The organism is Rhizobacter sp. OV335 (assembly GCF_900142965.1).
GTDB lineage: Bacteria > Pseudomonadota > Gammaproteobacteria > Burkholderiales > Burkholderiaceae_C > Rhizobacter.
In genome coordinates, this window is record NZ_FRCQ01000030.1 from 76,619 (window position 1) to 95,960 (window position 19,342).

A 19,342-nucleotide genomic window follows, 5' to 3' on the forward strand; every position below is an offset into this window, starting at 1 on the left:
CTGAGCCTGTCGAAGGGTCAGCGCGAACCGCGCGTCTTGGGCTTGCGGATGCTGTCGAGCTCGCTCAGTTCGCTGAGGTCGAAATCGAGGCCCGGGTGCGAGTCGGGCGCGTCGGGCGGCGGCATCACCGGTCCCGACAACTTGGCCGGGTCGGTCGAGATGTCGAGGTCGAGCGAGAGCCGCTCGACCTGCGGTGCCGGTGGCACCGGGTCGCTTTGCAAGGGCATCGGCGCGGAATCGGGCCGCGGCTCGGGTTGTGACAGATCGAGCGTGATGCCGAGCCCCGAATCGATCGGCAGCAGCAGGTCGACGCCCTCGGGGCGCACGTCGCGCTCGGCCAGGTCGCGCGCAATGCCGTACAGGAACAGCAGGTCGCGGTAGGCCGGCACGTCGAACGGCGGCCCCTGACTGCGGCGGAACAGCGCACCGTCGAGCGCGGCCATCGCCTCGGCCGGTGCCGACCACAGCGATTGCACGCGCGCCAGCAGCTCGGGGAAGCCCTCCTCGAGGTCGCGCTCCTTCGACGGATCGTGCTCATTCCACTCGATCGCGTAGGCGTTGAAGCGCCGGTTGAAGCGCTCGCGGATGCGGTCGTACGGATCGCGCTCGCCGCGGCGGCGGTAGATCTCCATCAGCTTCAGGTACGGCAGCGGGCTCACGCCGCCGGTGCTGCGCACGTGGCCCATCAGCAGGTCGACCGCGGCATCGTCCTGGCCGAGCACGACGAAGAACTCGACCTGCTGGTCGAGGTCGATCAGCTCGTCGGCCGACATCGGCCGGTGCGGCTCCAGCGAATCGGGGTCGATGTCGGGACCGGGCTCGGTCGCCCTCGCCAGCGTGGCCTGCATCGCGGCGACCGCGCGCGGGGTCAGCGTGACGTCGGAGGCCATCGGCGACATCGGCGCTGGCGCGGCGGGCCGCTTGCGCACCGGAGGCGGCGTGTCGACCAGCACCGCCCCGCCCCCGAACGGCTCGGGTGCCATCGCCGCCGGGATGGTGCGCGGCGGCTCGGCCGGCGTGCTCCCCGAGGCCGGCGTGGGCGTCGGGGCCGGCGGCTCGACCCACCAGGCAGCGGCCTGGCGCTCGCGCCAGCGCTGCCACACCAGGAAGCCGAGCCCGGCAGCGAGCAGCGCGCACAGCACGGCCAGCGCATAGACCAGCGGGTTGGCGTAGCGCGCCGCCTGGGCCTGCTGCACCCTGGCTTGCAGCTCGGCGAGCGACTGCTGGCGCGCCTGGCCCTCGACACGCAGCTGGTTCATCGCGGCTTCGAGCGCCTTCAGGCGGTCCTGCGCCTCCAGGCGCTGCACCAGTTCAGGATCGATGAAGCGGTACGGGGCCGAGCCGGCGGCCTGCGCAGCCTGGGCCAGCGGTGTCAGCTGGCTGCTCATGCGCAGCGACGGCGAGATCAGCGCATCGGTCTCGACCGGATCGAGCTGCAGCGTCGGGCCCCTCGGCCGCGCGGGCTCGGCGGCCGGTTTCTGCGCGCGTGGCGATTTGGTGGACGCGCCGGCCTTCGCGGTCGGTCGCGTCGCCGCGGCGCCCGCTGCCTGGCTGGCCGCGGCGCGCGGGCGCTGTGTCGACGGGCCGGGTGCGACGCGCGGCAGCGTGGAACGCGGCGCCGGCTCGGCCTGCGGCGAGATCACGCCGGCCAGCGGCGCGGCCGACGGGTCGGGTTGGTCGGAGGGGTCGGGCAAGGCATTGGCCGGTGCCACGGCGGAGGCCGACGGCGGATCGGCGAACACCACGTAATTGCGCGACAGCCGTGTCGGACAGCCGACATTCAGCGCGATGCCGACCACCGGCTCTTCGATCGGCACGGTGGTGGTGATGCGCAGCCGGCGTTCGGTGCTGCCGGGGCGGCCTTCGATGCGGACCTGCACCGACAGCGACGACAGCGGGTGATCGCCGATCGACACATCGGCCTTGACGCACGAGACTTCGATGCGCTCGTCGGGCTCCAGCCGCAGCATCACCGCGAAGTTCAACGGATGGCCGAGGGTGGTGGCACCGAGCGTGTTGCCGAACCCCATCGCGGTCGCTCGGCCCATGGGCAGGAGGCCCAAAGCGAGACTGACCGCGAGCAAGTTCGGGAATCTCTGCATTCGGATGAGCAGTTGATTGATTTTTTGACTCTAGCATGATCCTTCCTGCGGCGATCTCCGCAATAACGGGCATGATCGCGCGCCATGCGCTTGGCGCTGTCTGACGAATGGTGTGGCCATGCCCTCTGAATTGCGTGCCGAACGACGCGACGGCACCCTGGTGCTGACGATCAGCGAACCTGCCTCGCGCAACACCTTGTCCGAGCAGGTGTTCACCGCCGGCATCGAATCGCTGGGCGTGGCCGAATCCGACCCCGACGTGCACTGCGTCGTGCTGCGCGGCGACGGCGAGCACTTCTGCGCCGGCGGCAACCTGCAGCGGCTGCGCGCGAGCCGCGAGGCGCCGCGCGAGGTGCAGGCCGGGATGCTGGAGCGCTTCCACGAGTTCGTCGAGGTGCTGCGCGTGTTCCCGAAGCCGGTGATCGCGGCGGTCGAAGGGGCCGCGGCCGGCGGCGGCTTCTCGCTGGCGCTGGCCTGCGACCTGATCGTCGCGGCCGCGGATGCGCGCTTCGTGATGTCGTACGGCCGCATCGGGCTGTCGCCCGACGGTGGTTCGACCTGGCAATTGATGCAGCGCCTGCCGCGCGCGGTGGTGCTGCAGATGCTGTGGCTGTCCGAGCCCATGGGGGCGGTGCAATTGCAGGCGCTCGGCCTTGTCAATTGGGTGACAGACAGTGGCCAGGCGCTGACCCAAGCTCTGGCGGTGGCCGAGCGGCTGTCGCACCTGGCGCCGAACGCGGTGTCCAGCGTGAAGGAGCTGGTCAATGCATGGCCCGAGCGCAGCCTCTCGCAGCAGATGGCATCGGAGCGGGATCACTTCCTTGAGAACTTCTTTCATCGCAACGGCGGCGAAGGCCTGCAGGCCTTCCTGGACAAGCGCGAGCCGCGCTTCGAATAGCGTGGGCGCGGCATGAGCCGTTCACTTCCGAAGCGCAGGCGCATCTATCTGATGCGGCACGGGTCGGTGGACTATTTCCGTGAGGATGGCAGCGCAGTCCCGCCGGACACAGTTCCTTTGAACGCCCTCGGCCGAGACCAGGCCGATGCGGCGGGCCGGTTGTTCGCGCAATGCGGGGTGCAATTCGACAGCGTGCTGGTCAGCGGATTGCCGCGCACCGTCGAGACGGCCACACGCGTGCTGGCCGCGGGCGCGCAACCCGAGCTGCACCTGTTGCACGAGCCCGCACTCGAAGAGATCCGCCCCGGCCGGCTGGCCGACATCCCGAAGCACGAGATCGAAGCCGCGTTCCTCGGCGCATTCCGGGTCGGCCCGAACGTGCAGTCGCAGCGCTTCCTCGGTGGCGAATCGGTGGGCGAGTTGCTCGACCGCGTGCTGCCGGCCTTCGACGCATTGCTCGCACGCAGCGACTGGCAGTGCCTGCTGATGGTGATGCACGGCGGCGTGAACCGCGCGCTGCTGTCGCGCGTGCTGGCCGGCGAACGGGCCTTCTTCGGCCGGCTCGAACAGGCGCCGGCCTGCATCAACGTGATCGACGTCGGCGCCAACGACCAGATCGTGCGCGCGGTGAACCTGGCGCCGACGCAATGGCTGCACGAACGCGAGACGATGACGACGATGGAGAAGCTGCTGGCGCAATTCCTCCGACAGGCTTGACGACCTCGGCGACCCCTGTTTTTTTGAACAGCACCTTGGCATCAAGTGGCTTGCCCACTAGACTTACCGCTGGTCGTCGGATCTCACGGATCTCCGCGCAGTTCACTCCCATGCTCCGACCTTTCCCATAATTTTTATGGTTAAATCGAGCATCCCAGATGAAGCGTCCGAACGGTGCGCCCTCAAGTTGGTCGCTGGTGCAGACAGCCAGATGGATCCGGTTTCTCGTTCGGCAGGGTGATGTCGGGTTCGACAGAGCCGGGCATGCGGAACAGCGGGGCGAGGAGCGCGGCGTCTCCATCAAGGAGATGCTGGCAGCGATTCTCGACGGCAGAGCAGAATTCAAGGAAAGCCAGTTCGTTCACGAGCGTGACGGCGGATTCGATGAAGAGCGTGTTCGATTCAGGAATGAACCGCGCAGCAGGCCTGACGTTGCCATCGTTGTCATTGCAGGCCTATCAGACAGAAACCCGAACTGCGTCATCGTCAGTTGCTGGACCCAACGGAAGTGACCACCTTGAGACATCCATTCAACGCTGACCCCTTGCCGATGGTGTGGCTGTTGAACGGTTTTGTTCTGACCGTCGACGGTAACCGCGAGTTGGTCAAGTACGAACGCCTGGGAGGACTGATCGCCGCCTTGCATGCATGCCTCTTGTTGAAGCCGGCCCTGTTGAGCGCCCCTGAGATCACCTACCTGAGGCGAGCACTCGACATGTCTCAAGCGGATATGGCGCAAGTGCTCGGAACCACCGATCAGACGCTGTCGCTGTGGGAGCGTGGAAGCCACCCCATGGCAAGAGCGAGCGACACGCTGCTGCGCAAGCTGTGTGTTGAAAGCAAGGCATTTGCTGCGAAGATGCCGGCCCTGCAGACAAGGGTTCAGCCACTCTCGCGATTGGCGCAGGGCGTCGGACAGTTCATGTATGAAGGCAGGCTGGTGGCAGACCAATGGTCCTTCGAAGCCCGCCCATTGCATCAGGCAACTCATTCCGCGAAGACATCGTTGGCATTGCCGACCGCGTCTGCTCGCGGAGCACGCAGCGCGTGACAGGGCTGATGCCGATCTAGCGCCGATACCCGTCGTCGATCCGATCCAGCCGCCGCAGCAACCCGGGCCACGTCAACGCGCCCGCCCCCATCCCACGCGTCGCTCCCCTCGCCTGCTCCCCGGCCGTCTGGATGATCCGCGGATCGACGTGCGTCAGCGGCACGCCGCCGGCCATCGCGCGGACCTGGATCGTGCACACCGTTTCGAAGAAGTACATCGCCAGCACCGCATCGGCCACCGTCGCACCGACCGTCAGCAAGCCGTGGTTGCGCAGCATCAGGTAGGTCGCCCGGCCGAGGTCCTTCACGAGCCGTGGCTTCTCCTCGTCGCGCAGCGCCACACCCTCGTAGTCGTGGTACGCCAGGCTGGCCAGGATGAAGATCGACTGCTGCGACAAAGGCAGCACCCCACCCGCCTGCGCCGACACCGCAATGCCGTTCAGCGTGTGCGTGTGCAGCACGCATTGCGCGTCATGGCGCGCCGAATGGATCGCGCTGTGGATCGTGAAGCCCGCAGGGTTCACCGGGAACGGCGAGTCGTCGAGCTTGTTGCCCTGCAGGTCGATCTTCACCAGGCTCGACGCAGTGATCTCGTCGAACATCAGCCCGTACGGATTGATCAGGAAACGATCTTCCTCGCCCGGCACGCGCGCCGTGATGTGGGTAAACACCAAGTCGTCCCACTTGAAATGCGCCACCAGCCGGTACGCCGCGGCGAGGTCCACGCGGGTCTGCCATTCGGCATCGCTGACGCGGCCTTCTTTACTTGGGATGTCCATGCCCGAAATGTCCAGCACTCGATCGCCCATGCTGCTCTCCTTGTGAAAGGGAATCCGCGCACTCTTGCAGCAATGCCCTTCATGGACAATGAGGTCGCACCCTGTCACGTCAGAGACAAAACATGAATACCCCCGTTCTTACAATCGATGAGCAAGCCAACATCGAATCGGGTTCGTGGTTCTCCAAACTCTCGCAACCATTGCGCAATGCCATCCTCTCGCGAGCCGTCGTGCGCCGCGTGCACGATGGCGCCTTGCTGTCGTCGCGCGGCGAAGCGGCCGACGAATGGTGCGGCGTCGCGAAGGGTGCGGTGCGGGTCAGCTCGGTCTCGCTGTCCGGCAAGCAGATCACGCTGACCTACGTGGAACCCGGGCTGTGGTTCGGCGACATCTCGCTGTTCGACGGCCTGCCGCGCACGCACGATGCGAACGCCCATGGCGCGACCACGCTGCTGGTGGTGCGCAAGGCCGATTTCCGCGAGCTGCTCGCGCAACACACCGAGCTCTACGAGGCGCTGCTGAAACTGAATTGCCGCCGGCTGCGCCTGATGTTCGACGTGGTCGAAGACCTGAACACAATGCCGCTCGGCGCGCGGCTGGCCAAGCAGATCCTGCTGCTGTCGCGCAGCTACGGCATCGAGGAAGGCCAGGAGATCCGCATCGGCCTGCAGCTCGCGCAGGAAGACCTGGCGCAGCTGCTCGGCGCCTCGCGGCAGCGCGTCAACCAGGAGCTGAAGGGCTTCGAGCGCGACGGCGCGGTGCGCATCGAGCCGACGCGGCTGGTGGTGCTGTCGAAGGACAAGCTGCTGGCAATCTCTGAACGCTGACTGGACCGCATGGACGCCTACACCGGAACCAAACCCGTCGCCGACTCGCACGCCTTCGACGCCGCCGCGCTGCAGGCGTGGCTGCAGGCCGCGCTGCCGGGCTTCGCCGGGCCGCTGCAGGTCGAGCAGTTCAAGGGCGGCCAGTCGAACCCGACCTACAAGCTGGTGACGCCGTCGCGCTCGTACGTGATGCGCACGAAGCCCGGCCCGGCCGCGAAGCTGCTGCCGTCGGCGCATGCGATCGAGCGCGAGTTCCGCGTGATGCGCGCGCTGCACGGCAGCGCCGTGCCGGTGCCCGAGATGCTGCTGCTGTGCGAGGACGAATCGGTGATCGGCCGCGCGTTCTACCTGATGGAGTTCGTGCAGGGCCGCGTGCTGTGGGAGCAGTCGCTGCCCGGCTTCGAGACGGCCGAGCGCGGCCGGATCTACGACGAGATGAACCGCGTGATGGCGGCGCTGCACCAGGTCGACGTGACCGCCGCGGGCCTGGCCGACTACGGCAAGCCGGGCAACTACTTCGAGCGCCAGATCGCACGCTGGAGCAAGCAGTACCAGGCCTCGATCACGCAGCCGATCGACGCGATGGAACAGCTCGCGCAATGGCTGCCGGCCCATATGCCGGCCAGCGCGCGCGACGAATCGCAGGTGTCGGTGGTGCATGGCGACTACCGGCTCGACAACCTGGTCTTCCACCCGAGCGAGCCACGCGTGCTGGCGGTGCTCGACTGGGAGCTGTCGACGCTCGGCCATCCGCTGGCCGACTTCAGCTACCACTGCATGTCGTGGCACATCCCGCCCGGCGCGTTCCGTGGCATCGGCGGGCTCGACCTGGCCGCGCTCGGCATCCCGTGCGAAGCCGACTACGTGCGCCGCTACTGCGAGCGCACCGGCCGCGCCGACCCGCAGGCGGTGATGGCCGACTGGAATTTCTACATGGCCTACAACCTGTTCCGCATGGCCGGCATCCTGCAAGGCATCGCGAAGCGGGTCGAAGACGGCACCGCGTCGAGCGCGCAGGCGCGCCAGGCCGGCGCCGGCGCGCGGCCGCTGGCCGAGATGGGCTGGCGCATTGCGCAGCACGGCACCTGAACACGGCACCTGAACACCTCCCGGAGACTCCCGCATGGACTTCAGCTACTCCCCACGCACCCAGGAACTGCAGGCCCGGGTGGCCGGCTTCATGGACGCGCACATCTTCCCGGCCGAGGCCGCCTTCAACGAAGAGATCGAGGCCAACACCCGCGCCGGCAAGCGCTGGACGCCGCTGCAGTTGATCGAGGGGCTGAAGACCAAGGCGCGCGCGCAGGGGCTGTGGAACCTGTTCCTGCCCGAGAGCGAACTCGGCGCCGGCCTCACCAACCAGGAGTACGCGCCGCTGGCCGAGCTGATGGGCCGCGTGCCCTGGGCCAGCGAGGTGTTCAACTGCTCGGCGCCGGACACCGGCAACATGGAGACCATCGTCCGCTACGGCACGGCCGAGCACAAGAAGCGCTGGCTCGAGCCGCTGCTCGACGGCAAGATCCGCAGCGCGTTCGCGATGACCGAGCCCGACGTGGCCTCGTCGGACGCGACCAACATCGAGTCGAGCATCCGCCGCGACGGCGACGACTACGTGATCAACGGCCGTAAGTGGTGGATCTCGGGCGCCGGCGACCCGCGCTGCGCGGTCTACATCTTCATGGGCAAGACCGATCCCGAGGCGCCGCGGCATTCGCAGCAGTCGATGATCCTGGTGCCGGCCGATGCGCCGGGGGTGAAGGTGGTGCGCCCGCTGCCGGTGTTCGGGTATGACGACGCGCCGCACGGGCATTGCGAGATGACGTTCACGAACGTGCGCGTGCCGGCGAGCAACATGCTGCTCGGCGAAGGCCGCGGCTTCGAGATCGCGCAGGGGCGGCTCGGGCCGGGCCGCATCCACCACTGCATGCGGCTGATCGGGCTGGCCGAGCGAGCGCTGGAGCTGATGTGCAGGCGGGCCTCGTCGCGCGTGGCCTTCGGCCGCAAGGTGGCCGAACAGGGGGTGACCCGCGAGCGCATTGCCGAGGCGCGCTGCAAGATCGAGCAGGCCCGGCTGCTGACGCTGAAGGCCGCGTGGATGATGGACGTGGCCGGCAACAAGACCGCCAAGAGCGAGATCGCGATGATCAAGGTGGTGGCGCCATCGATGGCCTGCCAGGTGATCGACTGGGCGATGCAGGTGCACGGCGGCGCCGGCATGTGTGATGACTTTCCGCTGGCGTATTTCTATACGGCGGCGCGCACGCTGCGGTTTGCGGATGGGCCGGATGAGGTGCACCGGAACGCCATCGCGAAGATGGAATTGGGGCGTTACGCCTGACACCACTTCCCCGTTCGCCCTGAGCCTGTCGAAGGGTCGGGCTGAGCTTGTCGAAGCCCTGGCTCAATGCGAGCAGGCCCTTCGACAGGCTCAGGGCGAACGGGGGCTTGCGAGGCTCAATGCCTCGACTGATCCTTCGGATCGTCGGGGCCCAGTTGGGTCTGCCACGCCGTCGATGACGTGCTCGGCCAGCCGCTGGCCGCTCCCTCGCTCGCGCCCATCCCACCGGCGACCCGCACCGCCTGCAGCACGGCCACCTCGAACAGCCCGACCGCCTGGCGGATCGACGCGAGATCCGGGTTCGCGAGCTGCAGCCGCAGGTAGACCCGGCCGCGCAACAGCATCAGCACGAACGGCGGCTCCTGCGCGAGCAGATTGCCGGAGGCCTCTTCGAGCTGCCGCGCCAACGCGCCTTCGACCCACGACGCCGCCACCTGCGGCGTGTTGCCGACCAGCCCGAAGCGCATGCGCACCGCCTTCGACGCCGCGAACGTGACCTTGGCGAACATCGCGAGCCAGCGCATTTCTTCGGGCGTCGCGCCGTCGATCACCGTCTGCGTGCTTTCGGTGAAGCGCTCGAAGGTCTGCCGCTCGAGCGTCTCGCGCAAGGGTTGCGACAGCAGCAGCACCTGCAGGTTCGGCGGCAGGCCGAGCTCCATGCGCAGGCGCAGTTCGTGGCCTTCGATGTAGAAGCGCTGAGGCGAACCCCATTCGAGCCGCCACGGCTTGCTGTCCATGCCGCCGTCGATGACGAAGCCTTCTTCTTCGCGCACGCGCTTGAAGGCCATCTTGTTGTCGCGGGCCCACTCCGACACCGCCCGCCAGTCCGGGCCGTCGGGCCTGCCTGAGATCAGTCGTTTGATGGCGTCGAGCATGAAGGCCGTGCTTGAACTAGAGTCGCAATCCACACAGCACACCCGTGCTGCAGAAAGACGACCTGAGGAAGACAAGATGATCGAAGTGTATTCGTGGGCCACGCCCAATGGCCACAAAGTTCACATCATGCTCGAAGAGTGCGGGCTGCCGTACCAGGTGACGGCGGTGGACATCGGGGCCGGCGATCAGTTCAAACCCGAATTCCTCGCGATCAGCCCGAACAACAAGATCCCCGCGATCGTCGACCCCGACGGGCCGGACGGCCAGCCGATCTCGTTGTTCGAGTCGGGCGCCATCCTGATGTACCTCGCGGGCAAGACCGGCAAGCTGCTGCCCACCGGCACCACCGAGCGCTACCAGGTGCTCGAATGGCTGATGTTCCAGATGGGCGGCGTCGGCCCGATGCTCGGCCAGGCCCACCACTTCCGCATCTACGCGCCCGAGAAGATCGAGTACGCGATCAACCGCTACACCAACGAAGCGAAACGCCTCTACGGCGTGATGGACAAGCGGCTCGCCAAGTCGAAGTACATCGCCGGCCCCACGTACAGCATCGCCGACATCGCGATCTTCCCGTGGCTGAGATCGTGGAAGAACCAGGGCATCACCTGGGACGACTTCCCGCACCTGAAGGGCTGGTTCGACGAGATCGCCGCCCGCCCCGCGGTGCAGCGCGGCGTCGCGGTGCTGGCCGAGCACCGCAAGCCGCTCAACGACGAGCGCGCCCGTGCCGCGCTGTTCGGCAAGCAGCAGTACGAGCGGCGCTGACGCGGCCTATCTGACGCACGTCGCCGCCACGGCCATCACTTCTCGATGGTCTTGTTCCAGCGCGCGTTCCAGGCCGGCCGGTTCGCGTTGATGCTTTCCCAATCGAGCGTCACCGCATTCTTCATCCACTGAGAGATCTGCGCGACCTGGGCCGCGCCCTCGCCGACCGCGGGCGCCTTCGGGTTGGTCGGGATCTGGCTGCCGTACTGCAGCACGTTGGCCTGCGCCAGCGGGCTCAGCAGGAACTCGGCGAGCTTCTGCGCCAGCTCGGGCTCGCTGTTGTTCGCGATCACGCACTGGCCGACCATCAGCACCACCGAGCCCTCCTTGGGCTGCGCGTATTCGACCGGGATGCCCTTCACCTTCAGCGCCGCCACCGCGGTCGGCGTCAGCGGGAACAGCGCCGCCTCGCCGGTCTGAACCATCTCGGAGAGCTTGGCCGAACTCGGGATGTACTCGAGCACGTTCGGGCCGATCTTCTCGGGCCAGGCCTTGAAGCCGGGCTCGACGTTCTTGTCGTTGCCGCCCTGGATGCGGTTGAACATCAGGAAGCCGTGCAGCCCGAACGACGAGGACGAGGCCGACTGGAACACCACCTTGCCCTTGAACTTCGGGTCGGCGAAATCCATCCACGAGGTCGGCGCGGCCCAGCCCTTCTCGGTGAACATCTTCTTGTTGTAGGCGATGCCCGTCATGCCGAGGCTGACGCCGCTGGCCATGTCGCCCTTGAAGCGCGCGGCCGGGTACAGGTCGTTCAGCGCCGGGCTGGGCCGCTGCTTCTCGCACAGGCCCATGCCGATCGCGCGCACCATGATGCCGTCGTCGAGGAACATCACGTGCATCTGCGGCTTGTCCTTGTTGGCCTGCGCCTTCGCGAGGATGTCCGACGAGGTGCCCGGCACCACGACCACCTTGGCGCCGTACAGCTTCTCGAAGGCCGGGAACACGTACTGGGTGTACGCCTTCTCCATCGTGCCGCCATTCATGCCGATGTAGATCGTCTTGGCCTGCGCGTGCACGGCGCCGGCGGACAGCAGCGCAGCAACGGCGGCCGCGGCGCCCAGCAAGTGACGGCGGGCGCGGAGCGAGGAAGTGCTTGGCATGGTCGATCCTTTCAACGATGGGACAACTCGGGAATGGAGGCGGGAGCCGATGCAATCGGCGCCGTCTGTGATGTGGGCGGTGCAGCGAACCGCTCGATACCGAACGCCGCGATCGGCGTGCTGCTGCGGCCGTCGCGGGCCAGCTCGGCCAGCACCTCGCCGACGGCCGGCCCGATCTGGAAGCCGGCGCCGGCAAAGCCGAAGCCGTGGATCAGCCCCGGCATCGTGCGGCTGCAGCCGAGCACCGGCTCGCGGTCGGGCAGGTAGCCTTCGGTGCCACTCCAGGTGCGGATCAACTGCGCATCGCGCAGCGCCGGGATCAGTTCGATGGCCTGGGCGGCCAGCTTGGTGATCGCGTCGCGGTCCGAGCGCGCGCGGTCGGCGTCGAGCGCCAGGCCCGAGCCACCGCCCAGCACGAGGTTGCCGCGCGCCACCTGCCGGCAGTAGATGCCACCGCCCTCGACACCCAGGCTCCAGTCCATGAAATGCGGCACCGGTTCGGTGACGGCCATCGCCGGGTGGCCGGCCTGCATCGGCACCGGCTCGCCGAATTGCGCGGCCAGTTGCCCGGCCCATGCGCCGGCGCAGTTCAGCAGCAGCGGCGCTTGCACTTCCAGCGTGTGGCCCGCGCTGTTCCGTGACCTCAGCGTGAACCCATTGCGGTCGCCGATCACCTCGTCGACCGGCGTGCGTTCGAGCACCACCGCGCCCGCTCGCTCGGCGGCGCGTGCGAAGGCCGGCGACACCAGCCGCGGGTTGGCCTGGCCGTCCTCGGGGCACAGCGAGCCGCCCACCGCCTTCGCGCCCAGCCACGGGCACAGCGCGCGCAGGCGCTCGCCGGTGATCAGCTCCAGGTCGAGGTCGAAGCCTTGGGTGGTCGCGCGATAGCGTTCCAGCGAGGCCATGTCGGCCGCACTGCGTGCGATCTTGAAATGGCCGCTGCGCTCGTACTCGCCGTCGGTGCCGATCAACTCGGGCAGCCGGCCCCAGATCTCGTGCGCGCGCTGCGCGAGCGGCAATTGCGACAGCGGCCGCCCCTGCCGCCGCACGCCGCCGTAGTTGACGCCGCTGGAGCGCGACCCGCACAGGTCGCGCTCCAGCAGCACCACCTTCAACCCCATGCGGCGCAGCGCGAGCGCGGCCGAGCTGCCGACGATGCCGCCGCCGACGATCGCCACATCGGTGACGAAGCGCTTCGCTGTCATGCCGCGGCCTCCGACTCGTGCAACGTAGACGGCGCCGACAGCGCGGAGAACGGAACCGGCTTGATCGGCGCCTGCCCGCGCAGCCGGCCGACCTCGCCGACCGGCCGGCCGCAGGCATGCGCCAGAAGCTCTGTCGCCGCGACGCCGCACATGCGGCCCTGGCAGCGCCCCATGCCGACCCGCGACAAGGCCTTCAGCCGGTTGATGTCGTCGGCACCGGTCTCGCGCACGGTGGCGCGCAACTGGCCGGCGGTGATGTTTTCGCAGCGGCAGACGACGAGCTCGTCATCGGCACGCGCCGCCCAGTCGGTGGGGAACGGAAAAGCTCGTTCGAGGCCGCGGCGGAACGGCCGGATGCCGGCCAGGCGCTGCTCCAGCGCGCGCGCACGATCTGCATCGACCGCCACACCGCGGTCTTCCAGCAAGGCCAGCGCCGAGCGCTCGCCGGCCCACTCCGCGGCATCGGCACCGAGGATGCCGGCACCGTCGCCGGCCAGGTAGAGACCGGGCACGCTGCTGCGCCCTGCTGCATCGCGCTGCGGCAGGTGCGCGCGCTGCAATTCGTCGAACTCGAAGTCGCAGCCGAGCAGGTCGGCCAGTTGGGTCTCGGACCGCAGCGCGTGGCCCATGCCCACCGCATCGCAGTCGATCGTGCGGGTCTGGCCGCCCTGCTCGAACTGCACGCCTTCGACCCGCTCGCCACCGACGATTCGCAGCGGCCGCGCACCGCGCACGATAGTCACGCGATGCGCACGCAACCACGCGACGTACCACGCGCCCTTCATCAGCGTCGACGGCTGCGTCAGCATCAGCGGCAGCGCCGCGATCTGGTCGGCCAGACGTGCGCTGTCGAGCACCGCCGCGACGCGCGCGCCGGCCTTCGCATACTGGTACGCGACGAGGTACAGCAGCGGCCCGCTGCCCATCAGCACGACGCGCTCGCCGATCGCGCAGCCCTGGAACTTCAGCGCCACCTGCGCGCCGCCGAGCGTGAAGGCGCCGGGCAGCGTCCAGCCCGGCACCGGCAGCACGCGGTCGGTGGCGCCGGTCGCGACGATCAGGCCCAGGTACGGCACGCGTTCGATGCGGCCGCCGCGCAGCACGTCGAGCGCGCCGCCTTGTGCGTTCCACACCAGGCTGTCGGGCCGGTGGTCGATGCGGTCGGCGAGCGAGTCGGCGGCGGCATGCAATGCGATGGCGCGCGCGGCTTCGCTGCCGTAGAGCGCGGCGGCCGTGCGGCGGAAATGCGCCGGCGGCCGGCGGTAGATCTGCCCGCCGGCCCGCGGCGCCTCGTCGATCAGCACCGGCCGCAGGCCGTGCGCGGCCAGCGCCTGCGCCGCCCGCACGCCGGCCGGGCCGGCTCCGACGATCACCGGTGGCGTCATGCGTCCTCCCCGCTCAGCAAGGCCATGCCCGGCGCGATAAAGGTGGCGCAAGCGCGCAGCCGCTCGCCATCGGCCGTCGCGATCCAGCAGTCCTGGCAGGCGCCCATCAGGCAAAAGCCGGCTCGCGGCGCGTGGCTGAACTCGTTGCGCCGCAAGCGATCGTGCTGCGTCAGCACGGCGGTCAGCACGGTGTCGCCCTCGAGCGCGGTGGCCGGTTCGCCGTCGAGCGTGAAGGCCACGCTGGCGCGATCGGTCTCGGCCAGGCGCACCAGCAGCGGTCGGCGCGCGTTCATCAGCGTCTTCCCACCAGCACGCGGTCGAGTCCGTAGACCCGGTCGAGCAGCACCATTGCGAGGGCCGTCACGCCGACCATCAGCGCCGACACCGCGGCCATCAGCGGGTCGATCGATTCGGTCGCATACATGTACATGCGCACCGGCAGCGTCACCGTGCTCGGCGAGGTCACGAAGATCGACATCGTCACCTCGTCGAAGCTGTTGATGAAGGCGAGCATCCAGCCGCCGGTGACGCCGGGCAGGATCATCGGCAGCGTGATGCGCCGGAAGACCGTGAAGCGGCCGGCCCCGAGCGAGGCCGCCGCCTGCTCGGCGCTGCGGTCGAAGCCGACCAGCGCCGCCACCACCAGCCGCAGCGTGTACGGCGTGACGATCAGCGCATGCGCGAACACCAGGAAGCTGAAGCTGCCGCTGCCACCGACCAGCGCGAACAGCCGCAGCAGCGCGACGCCCAGCACCAGGTGCGGAATGATCAGCGGCGACAGGAACAGGCCGTTCAGGAACTCGCGCCCGGCGAACTGGTGGCGCGTGATCGCGAGGCCCGCCGGCACCGCCAGCAGCGTGGCGAGCGTGGCCGAGCCGAGCGCCAGCCACAGGCTGTTCCAGAACGACTGCACGAAATCCGGATGCTCGAACACCGCGTGGAACCAGCGCAGCGAGAAGCTGGTGGTCGGCAGCGTCAGCGTGTTCTCGGGCGTGAAGGCGACCAGGCAGACGACGACCAGCGGCGCCAGCATGAAGGCGATGACGAGCGCGTTGAACGCGAGTGCGAGCGGGCCGTTGCGGTTCATCGTGCGCTCACCCCAACGCGCGCCGGTAGCGGCCTTCGACCAGCCGGTTCCAGCCCAGCATCACCGCGAGGTTGGCGGCCAGCAGCGTCAGCGCGATCGCGGCGCCGAGCGGCCAGTTGAGTTCATGCAGGTACTCGTCGTAGACCACGGTCGCGACCATCTTCAGGCGGCGCCCGCCGAGCAGACCCGGGATCGCGAACGAGCTGGCCGCGAGGCCGAACACGATCAGGCTGCCCGACAGGATGCCCGGCATCACCTGCGGCAGCACGACGCGGCGCAGCGTGGTGAACGGCGACGCCTTCAGCGACAGCGCCGCGTTCTCGATGCCGGGGTCGAGCTTCTGCAGCGAGGTCCAGACGGGGATCACCATGAAGGGCAGCATCACGTGCACCAGCGCGATGACGACCGCCGTCTCGGTGTAGAGCAGCTTGAACGGCCCGAGGCCGAACGCGCCCAGCGCCGCGTTGACGAGGCCCTCGGGGCCGAGCAGCATGCTCCAGCCGAAGGCCCGCACCACCACCGAGACCAGCAGCGGCGCCAGCACCACCAGCAGCATCACCGAGCGCCACGGGTTGCGCATGCGGCTCAGCACATAGGCTTCGGGCGCGCCGACCAGCACGCAGATCAGCGCCACCAGCGCCGAGATGCGGAAGGTGCGCCAGAAGATGCCGTGGTAGTACGGATCGCCGAACACCATCGCGTAATGCGCCAGCGTGAACTCGCCGGCACGCGCGCCGGTGGCCGGGTCGTAGACGTTGAACGACAACACGGCGGTCAGCGCGAGCGGCACCAGCAGCAGGCCGGTGAAGAGCAGCGCCGCCGGGCCGCTGAGCCACCACGGGGCGAGCTTCAAGGCGCGGTCTCCGCCGCCGGGCTCGCGGAGTCGACCGGCAGCAGGCGGCTGCAGTGCACCGGCCAGTCGATGCCGGTGCGTTGCCCGGCTTCGAGTGCCGCGCGGCCGTCGTTCGGGCACAGCACCGCCAGCGCGCCGACCGCGGTGTCGACGCGGTACAGCCACTGGCTGCCGAGGAAGAAGCGCTCGGCGACCTCGCCGTCGATCCGGCCGAGGCCGGCCACGACGAACTGCAGCTTCTCGGGCCGCACGCTCAGCAGCACCGCGGCACCAGGGCGGAAGCCGGTGTCGTCGACCACCACGCGCAGCGGGCCGACATCGACCGCGCCTTCGCCGTTGACGCGCCCCTCCAGCAGGTTGGCCTTGCCGACGAAGGTCGAGATGAAGCGCGTGCGCGGGTGTTCGTAGAGGCGCTGCGGCCGGTCGACCTGGGTCGCGCGGCCCTGCTCCATCACGACGACGCGGTCGCTGATCGACATCGCCTCGCCCTGGTCGTGCGTGACCATCACCGTGGTGGTGCCGACCTGGCGCTGGATGCGGCGCAGCTCGAACTGCATCTCCTCGCGCAGCTGGGCGTCGAGGTTGGACAGCGGTTCGTCGAGCAGCAGCACCGGCGGCTCGATCACCAGCGCGCGGGCCAGCGCCACGCGCTGGCGCTGGCCGCCCGAGAGCTCGCGCGGGTACTTGGCGGCATGCGCTTCCAGGTGCACCAGCGCGAGCGCATCGCGCACGCGCTCGGCCCGCTCGGCGCGCGGCATCTTGCGCATCTCGAGCCCGAAGGACACGTTCGCGCTGACCGTCATGTGCGGGAACAGTGCATAGGTCTGGAACACGATGCCCAGCCCGCGGGTGTTGGCCTTCGCGTGCGTGATGTCTCGGCCGTCGAGCTCGATGCGGCCGCGCGTCACCGGCTCGAAGCCGGCCACCATCTGCAGCGTGGTCGTCTTGCCGCAGCCCGACGGGCCGAGCAACGAGACGAACTCGCCCTTCTCGACCGACAGGTTCATGTCGGCGACCGCGCAGGTGTCGCCGTAGAACTTGGTCAGGCCGGTCAACTGCAGGAAAGACATGGTGCCCTTTGGGAAATCTCTTTCGATAAATTGCAAGTTGCGGGCCATCTTGACCCGAGAATTCCAATCAATCAAATACTCCATTTCCCTATTTCGTTTGATGGAATACTTCGGGCATCCGTGACCCCCAGGATTCCACAGGATCGAGCATGAGCGAAGACAGCCCGTCGACCGCCGCCGCCAGCCGGCTGTTTGCCGTGATCCGCGCGCTGGCGCAGGGGCCCGCCGATGGGGGGCGCGTCACGCAGATTGCACGCAGCGTGGGCCTGACGCAGGCCACCACGCACCGCCTGCTGCAGTCGCTGGTGGCAGAGGGCATGGTCGAACAGGACGCGCGCAGCAAGCTCTATCGCCTCGGCATCGAGTTCTTCGCGCTGGCCGCGTCGGCCGGCAACCCAGCCGACCTGCGCACGCTGTGCCGGCCCGCGCTGCTGCGGCTGTGCGCGAGCCTGGGCGACAGCATCTTCCTGCTGGCGCGCAGCGGCTTCGATGCGGTGTGCCTGGACCGCAGCGAGGGGCCGTTCCCGATCCGCTCGTTCACCGGCGATGTCGGGGGGCGGGTCGCGCTGGGGGTCGGGCAAGGGGCGCTCGCGATCCTTGCGTTCCTGCCGGAGGCCGAGCGCGAGGAGGTGATCCGCTTCAACCTGTCGCGGGTGCGCGAGTACGGCGTGTACGACGAGGTCTACCTGCGCACCGAGATCGATCGCGTGCGGCAGAGCGGCTTCGCAGGGCGCAACACCGGCTTGCTGGAAGGCATGGCGGGCGTCGCGGTGCCGGTGCTCGACCGCGAGGGGCGTGCGGTGGCCGCGTTGTCGGTGGGCACGATCTCGGACCGGCTGAATGCCGACCGCATGCCGACGGTGGTGGAGCTGCTCAAGCGCGAGGCGGCCGCGATCGGTCCGCAGATCCATCCGTTCGACCCGAGCCTGCGGCGGCCGGCGCAGAGCCTGGCGTCGCGCTGATTTCGTTGTAGGCGGACCGTCCGTCGGATACACGGGCGGCAACCAATTGGGGGTTGCGGCTCCTGGCGGCGCGTTCTTCAATGGGCGATTTCCGGAAGTGGATCCGGCAGGGAGAACCCAGATGAAGATGATGTGGATCGCCGCCTCGGTGTGCGCGCTCGGTGTATGCGGTGCGGCGCAAGCGGGATCGGACGCGGTGCCGGGTTCGGCCTCGGCAACCTTCACGCTCGGCACGCCGACCGGGCTCGACACCGGCGAGCCGGGGCACTGGCTGGCGGACAACGGCTTCCAGGCATCGCTCGTCACCGCGCACGAGGTGCCGGGCCCGAACGACGCGCAGTCGCTGAACCTGAAGTCGCGCCTGCTCGACGCGTCGGCGCGCGCGGGCACGCCCTTTGGCGAGGCGGCGATCGAGTTGCCGAAGGCACCGGAGGAGACGCTGTCGGCCCAGGCCTCGATCGGGCACGGCAGCGTGTCGAGCGGCTGGCACGCCGATCGGCAGGACGACGAGGCGAGCGCGACGATCAACTGGCAGCGCCCGTTCGTGCTGAACCCGTTCGCCTCGGTGACGTTCTCGGGCATCGCGATGCTGACGAACTCGCTGGGGTCGACGCCGCTGCCGCGCTTCACCGAAGACAGCACCCGACCCGACATGTACGTGCACCAGGCGGCGCTGATTTTTCGTGACGAGACGTTCGCGACCAATGGCGTGAACCTGATCGCGAACATCTTCAACGGGAACCCGGCCGCGCCCGGCACCGGCGCGCAGCAGCGGTTGCCGAGCTTCGACGATTTCACCTACAGCGCCGACCCGCTCGGGCACCTGTCGCTGACGGTGCACAACCACTCGGGCAACGTGCTGTTCGGCAGCTTCGAGCTGTTCGCGTACAGCTGGAACAGTGCCGCGCCGGTGCCGGAGCCGGCGATGTGGGGGTTGATGGTGCTGGGGTTGGCGGGGTTGGGGGTGAGGCGGGCCGGGTTGAAGCTTCCGTAGGTTCTATGTTCCCCGTCAAGCCAATCCGACCCTTTGAGGGTTGAAGGGCTGGTTGGAACGCCAGACGGCGAAGGCGATGCGCAGGAGCTTGCGAGCGATGGCGCAGTAGGCCTGGATGGGGGAGAAGCCTCGATCGACGAGCTTGTCGCGCATGGATTTGAACGGAGGATATCGGCAAGCAGCCATGGCGGCGCAGTAGATGAGCCTGCGCTCCTCGGCGTTGCCGCGCTTGGAGAGCTGACGTGTGCCGCTGTACTGGCCGGAGTCGCGTGGGCGAGGGTCCATGCCGAAGGCGGCGACGACGGCGTCGCTGTTGGCGTAGGGTGCG

21 protein-coding genes are annotated in these 19,342 nt (G+C 68.6%); 10 read left to right on the forward strand and 11 right to left on the reverse strand.

What is annotated here, in order from left to right:
- Positions 1 to 17 precede the first annotated feature (17 nt).
- A complete protein-coding gene (locus BUE42_RS25465; RefSeq protein WP_073468096.1) occupies positions 18 to 2,048 on the reverse strand; it encodes a type IV pilus assembly protein FimV in 2,031 nt (676 codons plus the stop codon).
- 172 nt (positions 2,049 to 2,220) lie between these two features.
- Between BUE42_RS25465 and BUE42_RS25470 the strand changes: the two genes are divergently transcribed.
- From BUE42_RS25470 to BUE42_RS25480, 4 genes are all read left to right on the forward strand, one after another.
- Positions 2,221 to 3,000: an oxepin-CoA hydrolase, alternative type gene (locus BUE42_RS25470; RefSeq protein ID WP_073468097.1), complete on the forward strand. Its 780-nt coding sequence runs from the start codon at positions 2,221 to 2,223 to the stop codon at positions 2,998 to 3,000.
- A gap of 12 nt (positions 3,001 to 3,012) precedes the next feature.
- A complete protein-coding gene (locus BUE42_RS25475) occupies positions 3,013 to 3,717 on the forward strand; it encodes a histidine phosphatase family protein (protein ID WP_073468098.1) in 705 nt (234 codons plus the stop codon).
- 158 nt (positions 3,718 to 3,875) lie between these two features.
- On the forward strand, positions 3,876 to 4,229 hold the full coding sequence (locus tag BUE42_RS32620) for a hypothetical protein (protein ID WP_143171755.1): 354 nt from the start codon (positions 3,876 to 3,878) through the stop codon (positions 4,227 to 4,229).
- A gap of 5 nt (positions 4,230 to 4,234) precedes the next feature.
- Positions 4,235 to 4,768 carry a helix-turn-helix domain-containing protein gene (locus tag BUE42_RS25480; protein ID WP_143171756.1) on the forward strand — a complete coding sequence of 178 codons (534 nt, stop codon included), beginning with the start codon at positions 4,235 to 4,237 and terminating at the stop codon, positions 4,766 to 4,768.
- A gap of 16 nt (positions 4,769 to 4,784) precedes the next feature.
- Here BUE42_RS25480 and BUE42_RS25485 read toward each other — a convergent pair whose 3' ends face one another.
- Positions 4,785 to 5,576 carry a class II aldolase/adducin family protein gene (locus tag BUE42_RS25485; RefSeq protein WP_235002601.1) on the reverse strand — a complete coding sequence of 264 codons (792 nt, stop codon included), beginning with the start codon at positions 5,574 to 5,576 and terminating at the stop codon, positions 4,785 to 4,787.
- Between the two features lie 92 nt (positions 5,577 to 5,668).
- On the opposite strand from BUE42_RS25485, the gene BUE42_RS25490 reads away from it, so the two are divergent.
- From BUE42_RS25490 to BUE42_RS25500, 3 genes are read left to right on the forward strand one after another with little or no spacing between them, the layout of a single operon-like run.
- Entirely contained in the window at positions 5,669 to 6,373 is a 705-nt protein-coding gene (locus BUE42_RS25490) for a Crp/Fnr family transcriptional regulator (RefSeq protein ID WP_073468100.1), read from the forward strand.
- Between the two features lie 9 nt (positions 6,374 to 6,382).
- Positions 6,383 to 7,462, forward strand: coding sequence for a phosphotransferase family protein (locus BUE42_RS25495; RefSeq protein ID WP_073468101.1), 1,080 nt, complete (start codon positions 6,383 to 6,385; stop codon positions 7,460 to 7,462).
- 34 nt (positions 7,463 to 7,496) lie between these two features.
- Complete coding sequence (locus tag BUE42_RS25500; protein ID WP_073468102.1) at positions 7,497 to 8,711, forward strand: acyl-CoA dehydrogenase family protein; 1,215 nt, start codon at positions 7,497 to 7,499, stop codon at positions 8,709 to 8,711.
- A 116-nt stretch (positions 8,712 to 8,827) separates the two neighbouring features.
- On the opposite strand, the gene BUE42_RS25505 is transcribed toward BUE42_RS25500, so the two are convergent.
- Positions 8,828 to 9,586, reverse strand: a complete 759-nt coding sequence (locus BUE42_RS25505) for a hypothetical protein (protein ID WP_073468103.1) — start codon at positions 9,584 to 9,586, stop codon at positions 8,828 to 8,830.
- A gap of 76 nt (positions 9,587 to 9,662) precedes the next feature.
- Between BUE42_RS25505 and BUE42_RS25510 the strand changes: the two genes are divergently transcribed.
- Positions 9,663 to 10,355 (forward strand): glutathione binding-like protein, encoded by a 693-nt coding sequence (locus BUE42_RS25510; protein ID WP_073468104.1) that lies wholly within the window; start codon positions 9,663 to 9,665, stop codon positions 10,353 to 10,355.
- Between the two features lie 35 nt (positions 10,356 to 10,390).
- On the opposite strand, the gene BUE42_RS25515 is transcribed toward BUE42_RS25510, so the two are convergent.
- From BUE42_RS25515 to BUE42_RS25545, 7 genes are read right to left on the reverse strand one after another with little or no spacing between them, the layout of a single operon-like run.
- Positions 10,391 to 11,458: an ABC transporter substrate-binding protein gene (locus tag BUE42_RS25515; protein WP_073468105.1), complete on the reverse strand. Its 1,068-nt coding sequence runs from the start codon at positions 11,456 to 11,458 to the stop codon at positions 10,391 to 10,393.
- Positions 11,459 to 11,469: 11 nt separating this feature from the next.
- On the reverse strand, positions 11,470 to 12,663 hold the full coding sequence (locus BUE42_RS25520; protein ID WP_073468106.1) for an NAD(P)/FAD-dependent oxidoreductase: 1,194 nt from the start codon (positions 12,661 to 12,663) through the stop codon (positions 11,470 to 11,472).
- Positions 12,660 to 14,048, reverse strand: a complete 1,389-nt coding sequence (locus BUE42_RS25525) for an NAD(P)/FAD-dependent oxidoreductase (protein ID WP_073468107.1) — start codon at positions 14,046 to 14,048, stop codon at positions 12,660 to 12,662. Before BUE42_RS25525 ends, BUE42_RS25520 begins: the two co-directional genes overlap by 4 nt.
- Entirely contained in the window at positions 14,045 to 14,341 is a 297-nt protein-coding gene (locus BUE42_RS25530; RefSeq protein ID WP_073468108.1) for a (2Fe-2S)-binding protein, read from the reverse strand. The genes BUE42_RS25525 and BUE42_RS25530 overlap by 4 nt, the downstream gene beginning before the upstream one ends.
- Positions 14,341 to 15,135, reverse strand: coding sequence for an ABC transporter permease (locus BUE42_RS25535; RefSeq protein WP_073468109.1), 795 nt, complete (start codon positions 15,133 to 15,135; stop codon positions 14,341 to 14,343). The genes BUE42_RS25530 and BUE42_RS25535 overlap by 1 nt, the downstream gene beginning before the upstream one ends.
- Before the next feature lie 7 nt (positions 15,136 to 15,142).
- On the reverse strand, positions 15,143 to 16,042 hold the full coding sequence (locus BUE42_RS25540; RefSeq protein WP_200799027.1) for an ABC transporter permease: 900 nt from the start codon (positions 16,040 to 16,042) through the stop codon (positions 15,143 to 15,145).
- Positions 15,985 to 17,058 carry an ABC transporter ATP-binding protein gene (locus BUE42_RS25545; RefSeq protein ID WP_073468111.1) on the reverse strand — a complete coding sequence of 358 codons (1,074 nt, stop codon included), beginning with the start codon at positions 17,056 to 17,058 and terminating at the stop codon, positions 15,985 to 15,987. Before BUE42_RS25545 ends, BUE42_RS25540 begins: the two co-directional genes overlap by 58 nt.
- A gap of 149 nt (positions 17,059 to 17,207) precedes the next feature.
- Between BUE42_RS25545 and BUE42_RS25550 the strand changes: the two genes are divergently transcribed.
- Both BUE42_RS25550 and BUE42_RS25555 read left to right on the forward strand, forming a co-directional pair.
- Complete coding sequence (locus tag BUE42_RS25550; RefSeq protein ID WP_073468112.1) at positions 17,208 to 18,020, forward strand: IclR family transcriptional regulator; 813 nt, start codon at positions 17,208 to 17,210, stop codon at positions 18,018 to 18,020.
- Between the two features lie 121 nt (positions 18,021 to 18,141).
- Positions 18,142 to 19,014 (forward strand): PEP-CTERM sorting domain-containing protein, encoded by an 873-nt coding sequence (locus BUE42_RS25555; protein ID WP_073468113.1) that lies wholly within the window; start codon positions 18,142 to 18,144, stop codon positions 19,012 to 19,014.
- A gap of 15 nt (positions 19,015 to 19,029) precedes the next feature.
- On the opposite strand, the gene BUE42_RS25560 is transcribed toward BUE42_RS25555, so the two are convergent.
- A partial coding sequence (locus BUE42_RS25560; RefSeq protein WP_143171671.1) for a transposase occupies positions 19,030 to 19,342 on the reverse strand: 313 nt, incomplete at its 5' end.